Here is a 6,697-nt window from a genome sequence, read left to right as displayed (position 1 = left end):
CGGCCTCCTGCTCCTTCAACACCGCGATGATCTGCTCCTCGCTGAACCTGCTCCGCTTCATATCCATCCAACTCCTTCACGGGCCGGACTCTACTCAAACCTGGAGGAAATCCACGGGCTCAGACCACTCAGACCAAGTTGTTAGCGGTCTGCCGCCCCAAAGCCAGCGCGCGATTGCGCAGCTGGGCAAGGACATTTCAATTGCTCGCCGCCGCCGAAAACTGCCGCAAAGACAAATGGCCGAGCACATGCTTGTTTCGGTGCAGACGCTTCAGCGCCTGGAGAGTGGCGATCCAACGGTGGGGCTCGCAGTTCTCGCGAGTGCCCTCCACGTGTTGGGTATGACAAAGCGTTTGGCCGAGCTTCTTGCCCCCGACACGGACCTCGCGGGCATAAGCGCAGACCTTGCTCGGCTACCCAAGGCCACACATGCCGTCCGAAGCGACGAACTCGATTTCTGAGGAACTTGGCGGCAGCACGGACCCGAAAGGCAAGCCGAAAAAACAGTAGAACTTGAATAAATTCCTTCAAAAATCTTGCAACAAGCAGATACTCTATGCTACAAAATGAATGTGCCTGAAACATCGCCCAGAGACCCAAATCTTTACTGCAAATGTGACTTGGGGGCACGGCAAGTGGCATTTCAATCTTCGAAATTGATATCTACCAAGTATTTCAAATACTTGAGTATTACTTTGTCGTCCTCTTCTGGGCACCATTTTCCGAAATTTGTCAGGGGCGATAGACCGCCCGGCAGGGCCAAGGGCCCGCAGCATGCAGACTTTTCGGTGCTTTCCGGCGCTGGTCAGCGCACTGCGCTTTGCGGGGCGGGTGCAGGGGGCTATGGCGTGGAAGCGGCGCCAGAAGCGGCGCCAGAAGCGGCGCCACTGGGGAACAGGACCAGCCTGATGAAAAGTTCGATCGCCACCGTTTCGCTCAGCGGCACTCTGGCCGAAAAGCTGGTCAGTATTGCCGAACGCGGGTTCGATGCGGCCGAGATCTTCGAGAACGACCTGCTGTCCGCGGCCCAATCCGCCGCAGAGATCGGGACTTTGGCGCGCGATCTGGGGCTGGTGATTTCGATCTTCCAGCCGTTCCGCGATTTTGAGGGCCTGCCGGACGATCTGTCGCAGCGGGCGCTTGAACGGATGCGCCGCAAGTTTGCGGTGATGGACGAATTGGGCACCGACCTGGTGCTATTGTGCTCGAACTGCTCGCCCCTGGCCAGCGGCGAGCGGGCGCGGCTGGTGGACGACCTGGGGCGGATCGCCGAACTGGCCGCCGCCCATGGCAAGCGGATCGCTTATGAAGCGCTGGCCTGGGCGCCGCACGTCAACGATCACCGCGAAGCCTGGGCCTTGGTCCGTGATGTCGATCATCCCGCGCTGGGGCTGTGCCTCGACAGCTTTCACTCGCTGGCGCGCGGCGTGCCTTCGTCCTCGATCGGGGACATTCGCGGCGACAAGCTGTTCATGCTGCAATTGGCCGATGCGCCGCGGCTGGACATGGACTTGCTCAACTGGAGCCGCCATTTCCGCTGCATGCCCGGCCAGGGCGATTTTGCGCTGGAGGAATACGCCGCCGCGATCCACCGCACGGGCTATCAGGGCTACTGGAGCCTGGAAATCTTCAACGATCGGTTCCGCGCCGGATCGTCAAGCCAGGTTGCGCGCGATGGGCTGCGCGGACTGAAGGTGCTGCACGACAGCGCGGTTCGGGCGGGCGGCGCGCCCGCAGAGCTGGCTCCGCCGTGCGAGCCGGAGCGGGTCGAATTCATCGAATTTGCCGCCAGCCATGCCGAGGCGGAGGAGTTCGGCCGCTATTTCCAGGCGCTGGGCTTTGCCCCGGCCGGGCGGCACCGCAGCAAGGACGTGGTGCGCTGGCAGCAGGGCGCGATCAACCTGGTGATCAATTCCGAACCCGAAGGGCTGGCCCACAGTTTCGACATCGTCCACGGCGGCTCGGTCTGCGCGATCGGGCTGGCGGTGGATGACCAGCAGGCCGTGCTGGACCGGGCCGATGCGCTCGACATGCAGCGCTTTGCCCAGGCCGTGGCACCGGACGAATGGGCGATACCGGCCGTGCGCGGGATCGGCGGGGCGCTGCTCTACCTCGTCGATGCGGCCACGCGCGAGGCGATGTGGCAGGAAGAATTTCCCCTGCCCGTGCCCGGCGCGCCGACCCCGCGCGCCGACCTTCGCGTGGTCGATCATGTGGCGCAGACCATGCAGTACGAGGAATTCCTCAGCTGGCTGCTGTTCTACACGGCGCTGTTCGCGATGACCAAGACGCCGCAGCTGGAAATCGCCGACCCGATGGGGATCGTCTACAGCCAGGCGGTCGAAACTCCGGGGCGGGGGGTGCGCTTTACCCTGAACGGGTCGATGGCGGCCAATTCGCTTTCGACCCGCTTCATTCACAACTATTTCGGCGCGGGCGTGCAGCACATCGCCTTTGCCACGGACGATGTGTTCGGCGCGGCCGAGCGGGCGCAGGCGGCAGGGCTGCCGATGCTGGAAATCGGGCCGAACTATTACGCCGATATCGAAGCGCGCTTTGGTCTGGACGCGGACCTGGTCGCGCGGATGGCGCGGCTCAACATCCTGTATGACCGGGATGAGCGGGGCGAATACTTCCAGTTCTATAGCCGGGCGGTGGCCAAGCGGGTGTTCTTCGAAGTGGTCCAGCGGCGCGGCTATGACGCCTATGGCGCGGGCAATGCCGCGATCCGGCTCAGCGCGCAGGCGCGCCACCGCGATCCGGCCGGGGTCTGACGATCCTGGCCGGGCGGGCCTGCCCGATCAGGCCTGGCCGAGCCGTTCGATCCGTTCCAGCCGCTGCACCTTTGCCGCGAACCGGTCCACCAGCGCGTCCAGTGCGGCGTCGGGGCGGGCGTCGGCCCCGCAAGTGAAGATGTCGATCGCGGCCAGGCCGTGTTCGGGCCAGGTGTGGATCGAGATGTGGGATTCGGCCAGCAAGGCCACCCCGGTCACCCCGAAGGCCGCGCCGAAGTGATGCAGGTTGAGGCCCAGCAGCGTCACCCGCGCCGCCGCTGCCGCTTCGCGTAGAGCGGCTTCGACAAAGGCGGGATCGTCCAGCCCCCGGCTGGCGGCCAGGTCGGCGATCAGGTGGATGCCGTGGGGCAGGGCGGGGGCGGGCGGGGTCACAGCAGGCTCGTGAACGAATGGCCCAGTGCGCGCAAGGCGGCTTCGGCAGCGGCGACGCCGCGGTAGTGCGCCTCCTCGAACAGTGACAGGCCCGACAGGTCGGAATGGGCGAGCAGCAGCGGCGGCGTCAGCGCGGTGGCGGCCTGGCGGGCAGGGTCCGACAGGAACCCCGGCACCGGGCGGATCATCGCATGGCCCCAGCGCCACAGGTCGATCCGCTCGATCGCGCCGTCCAGGTCCGGGTTCATCGTCAGCAGATCGTCGCGCACCAGCGCCTGCCATTCGCCCAGCGTGCGGGCCAGCAGCGCCTCGCGCGCGGCGCGCGGGGTTTCGCGCGACAGCGGCAGATACCAGGTCAGCACGGCGGGGCCCTGGCCCGCGCTTGAGGACTGGTGCGTGGCCATGACGTAGCCCAGCGATTCGCTGCCGGTGGAGACATTGTCCCAGGCCAGTGGCGCACCGGGCCCGGCGGGGCGGCGGCTGACCGTGACATTGGCGACCACCCAGGGCGCATAGCTGAACTGGCCGGCCGGGCCGGGCAGGGGGGCAATGCGGCTGGCCACGAAGTGCGGCATGGCCAGGATCGCCAGCGCGGCGCGGGTGCGGCGCGACTGGCCGCTGGCGATGTCGAACCGGTCGACGATCACGCCGCCTGCATCCGGCCGGGCGGCGAATACGGGGCTGGCCGGGCGCAAGTGGGCCGCCAGCCGTTCGCGCAGCAGCTGCACGAGGCGGCCGTTGCCTTCGGGCCAGGTCAGTTCCCGGTCCCCGGCGCCATCCGCTGCCCAGCCGCGCCGCGCCGCGAAATAGTGGATCCCCGCCCAGGCGGAAACCTGGTCCGGCTCGGTCCCGTAATCGTCGCGGCAGCAATAGCGCAGGTGGGCGAGCAGGGCGGGCGCGGTGAACCCTTGCGCCGCCAGCCAGGCGGCAAAGCTTTGCCCGTCGAGCGCTGCGAAGCGCGGATCGCGGCTGGACAGCGCCATCGGGCTGGCAAAGGCGGGGCGGCCATCGCTGCCCGTCGCGGCGCGAAATTCGGCCATGCGGGCGAAGAAGGCATCGCGCTGGCGCAGGTCCTCAGGGGGCAGGCCGGCGGCGGGAAACAGCCCTTCGTGCCACTTGCCGCCGCGCAGCACGCGCTCTTCCAGATCGGCGCACAGTTGCAGCGGATCGAATCGGGGGGCGCCCGCCCCGTCGCGCCCGGTGACCATGCCGAACTGGTCCAGCATGCGGTGCAGCGCGCGCGCCTCGCGGTTGGGGACGGGCAGGTAATGCGCGCCCAGCGGATAGGGGGATACCGCGTTGCGGCCCGACCGGGCGTTGCCGCCAGTCTCGTCCTCCAACTCGTACAGCACGAAATCGGTGTAGCCGGCTTCGCTGAGCGCCCAGGCGGCGGACAGGCCGGCCACGCCGCCCCCGGCGATCACCACGCCGGCGCGGTCATCTGGCGCGGTGGGCGGGGGAAAGGCGCGGGTGCGCAGGCGGTGGCCGCGCGCCATGTCCGCCCCGCCAAGCGTGCCGGGAAACGGGGTGGGGCCGCTGCATCCGCCCGGCAGCAGCGCGGCGGCGGCCAGCGCCGGACCCGCCGCCAGCACCGCGCGGCGGCTGGCCTCAACCGTCATAGCGGCCCCACTCCTCGGCAAAGCTGCGCACCAGCGCCTGGTTGTCGAGCCGGTTCACCGGGGCGGGGCGGCGGGCCATGTCGGGGGGGAAGTGGAACAGCAGCGGCTCACTGGCCTGGGTCAGGAACCGCAAGCCCGGCGGGATCGTCGCCTGCGCCGGAATTGCGCCGTGCGCGGCCATGGTAAAGCCCCATTCGCCAAAGCTGGGGACATAGGCGTGATAGCCGCGCGCGGTCAGCCCGGCGGCTTCCAGCGTGCTGGCCACGGTCCAGAAGCTGCGCGGGGCGATCAGCGGGGACGTGCTCTGCACCGTCATCACCCCGTTCGGGGCGAGCAGCCGCGCGACCTCGCGGTAGAAGTTCTCGGTATAGAGCTTGCCGAGCGAGAATTCGGTCGGATCGGGAAAGTCCACGATCACCGCGTCGTACTGGCCCGCCGCGCCGCGCACCCAGCGGAACGCGTCGGCGTTTTCCACCCGCAGCCGGGGCGAGGCGAGGGCATGGCCGTTAAGCGCGGCAAGCTGCGGCGTGTCGCGGAACAGCCGGGTCATTTCCGGGTCAAGATCGACCAGCGTCACCTGCCGCACGCGCGGATCGCGCAGCACTTCGCGCGCGGCCAGGCCATCGCCGCCGCCCAGCACCAGCACCCGGGCCGGATTGGCCACCCGGCCCAGCGCCGGCCAGACCAGCGCCTCGTGATAGCGGTATTCATCGCGCGAGGAGAATTGCAGGTTGCCGTTGAGATAGAGCCTGAGATCATCCCCGCGCCGAGTCAGCACGATCCGCTGGTACGGGGTGGAGCGGGCGTAGACGATCGGTTCGGCATAGGCGGCCACTTCCGACCAGCGTTGCAGCCGTTCGGCCATGACCAGCCCGGCCACCAGGCTGGCGGCGACCAGCAGCGCGGCGACCAGATCGGCCGCGACCTTGCGGCGGGCGCGGCCCAGCACCACCAACAGCGCGATCGCCACCGCGACATTGGCCAGGCCAAAGACGAACCCGGTGCGGATCATCCCCAGCCGGGGCACCAGCAGCAGCGGGAACAGGACCGAGGCGACCAGCGCGCCGACATAGTCGAAAGTCAGCACGTTCGACACGAGCTCGCGAAAGGCGAAGCGGTGCTGGAGGATGCGGATCAGCAGCGGGATTTCCAGGCCGACCATCGCCCCGATCGCCAGGACCAGGGCATAGAGCGCGAAGCGGAAGTCCGCGACCAGCGGGAACAGCAGGAACAGCCCGGCGGCCGACCAGCCGCCGAGCAGCGCGATCAGCACTTCGACCCGCACGAACACGCGCATCTCGTCGCCGCGGACATAGCGCGACAGCCAGCTGCCCATCCCCATGGCGAACAGATAGGCGCCGATCACGGTTGAAAACTGGGTGACGCTGTCGCCCAGCAAATAGCTGGCCAGCGTGCCCGCCAGCAATTCGTAGATCAGCCCGCAGGTGGCGACCACCAGCACGGACAGCAGCAGGATTGCGGCCAGCGAGGCCGGGGCGGGCGGCTCGTCCGGCGTGCCCGCCGGGGGTGCTTCAGCCATGCACGGCGGCAGCGATGATCGTGGAAATGCCGATCGCCACGGCCCCGGCCAGGATCGCCACGGCGTTGTTCTGCCGCTCGATGATCTCGCGCCACAGCTCGCCCGGAGTCAGCCGGTCAACCAGCACGAAGCTGATGATGAAGATCGCGATGCCCAGCCCGGCATAGAGCATGGTGGCAAGGAAAGTGTCGGTGGTCAGCATCATGGCTTGCTCCCTGGGAAATGTCATTTGTGGGTCGGACCGCGCACGCCCGCGCCGCCGCCGCGGGCTTCGTCGGAAAACGGCGACCAGCCGTACCAGGCCGCCGCGACCGATCCCGAAAAGACCATCAGGCACCAGGCGGCGAACAGGATCAGGCGTTTGCTCATCG

The 6,697-nt window shown here is 67.9% G+C and carries 7 protein-coding genes; 2 read left to right on the top strand and 5 right to left on the bottom strand.

What is annotated here, in order from left to right:
• Together ACE3N9_RS04450 and ACE3N9_RS04445 are read left to right on the top strand one after the other, a co-directional pair.
• Positions 1 to 461, top strand: a 461-nt coding sequence (locus ACE3N9_RS04450; protein WP_374281244.1) for a helix-turn-helix domain-containing protein, incomplete at its 5' end; no start/stop codon positions are given.
• Between the two features lie 447 nt (positions 462 to 908).
• On the top strand, positions 909 to 2,774 hold the full coding sequence (locus tag ACE3N9_RS04445; RefSeq protein WP_374281242.1) for a bifunctional sugar phosphate isomerase/epimerase/4-hydroxyphenylpyruvate dioxygenase family protein: 1,866 nt from the start codon (positions 909 to 911) through the stop codon (positions 2,772 to 2,774).
• Positions 2,775 to 2,801: 27 nt separating this feature from the next.
• Here the strand turns inward: ACE3N9_RS04445 and speD are convergent, their stop codons facing one another.
• From speD to ACE3N9_RS04420, 5 genes are read right to left on the bottom strand one after another with little or no spacing between them, the layout of a single operon-like run.
• On the bottom strand, positions 2,802 to 3,167 hold the full coding sequence (gene speD, locus ACE3N9_RS04440) for an adenosylmethionine decarboxylase (RefSeq protein ID WP_374281240.1): 366 nt from the start codon (positions 3,165 to 3,167) through the stop codon (positions 2,802 to 2,804).
• Entirely contained in the window at positions 3,164 to 4,786 is a 1,623-nt protein-coding gene (locus ACE3N9_RS04435; protein ID WP_374281238.1) for an NAD(P)-binding protein, read from the bottom strand. Before ACE3N9_RS04435 ends, speD begins: the two co-directional genes overlap by 4 nt.
• Positions 4,776 to 6,326, bottom strand: coding sequence for a polyamine aminopropyltransferase (locus ACE3N9_RS04430; protein WP_374281236.1), 1,551 nt, complete (start codon positions 6,324 to 6,326; stop codon positions 4,776 to 4,778). The genes ACE3N9_RS04435 and ACE3N9_RS04430 overlap by 11 nt, the downstream gene beginning before the upstream one ends.
• Positions 6,319 to 6,531, bottom strand: coding sequence for a DUF350 domain-containing protein (locus tag ACE3N9_RS04425; RefSeq protein ID WP_374281234.1), 213 nt, complete (start codon positions 6,529 to 6,531; stop codon positions 6,319 to 6,321). Before ACE3N9_RS04425 ends, ACE3N9_RS04430 begins: the two co-directional genes overlap by 8 nt.
• A gap of 20 nt (positions 6,532 to 6,551) precedes the next feature.
• The gene (locus ACE3N9_RS04420; protein WP_374281232.1) at positions 6,552 to 6,695 is read right to left on the bottom strand and encodes a hypothetical protein; all 144 of its coding nucleotides are present in this window, start codon (positions 6,693 to 6,695) and stop codon (positions 6,552 to 6,554) included.
• Between the last annotated feature and the right edge of the window lie 2 nt (positions 6,696 to 6,697).

This window comes from Novosphingobium sp. (assembly GCF_041905565.1).
GTDB lineage: Bacteria > Pseudomonadota > Alphaproteobacteria > Sphingomonadales > Sphingomonadaceae > Novosphingobium.
Note: the sequence above shows the minus strand (reverse complement) of the source record. Positions and strands in the feature narration are given on the sequence as shown.

What these genes read in the sequence shown, in the direction of transcription:
- ACE3N9_RS04445 (WP_374281242.1), top strand. Translation starts at nt 909, where the DNA reads ATGAAAAGTTCGATCGCCACCGTTTCGCTCAGCGGCACTCTGGCCGAA.
- ACE3N9_RS04435 (WP_374281238.1), bottom strand. Translation starts at nt 4,786, where the DNA reads ATGACGGTTGAGGCCAGCCGCCGCGCGGTGCTGGCGGCGGGTCCGGCG.
- ACE3N9_RS04430 (WP_374281236.1), bottom strand. Translation starts at nt 6,326, where the DNA reads ATGGCTGAAGCACCCCCGGCGGGCACGCCGGACGAGCCGCCCGCCCCG.
- ACE3N9_RS04425 (WP_374281234.1), bottom strand. Translation starts at nt 6,531, where the DNA reads ATGATGCTGACCACCGACACTTTCCTTGCCACCATGCTCTATGCCGGG.
- ACE3N9_RS04420 (WP_374281232.1), bottom strand. Translation starts at nt 6,695, where the DNA reads ATGAGCAAACGCCTGATCCTGTTCGCCGCCTGGTGCCTGATGGTCTTT.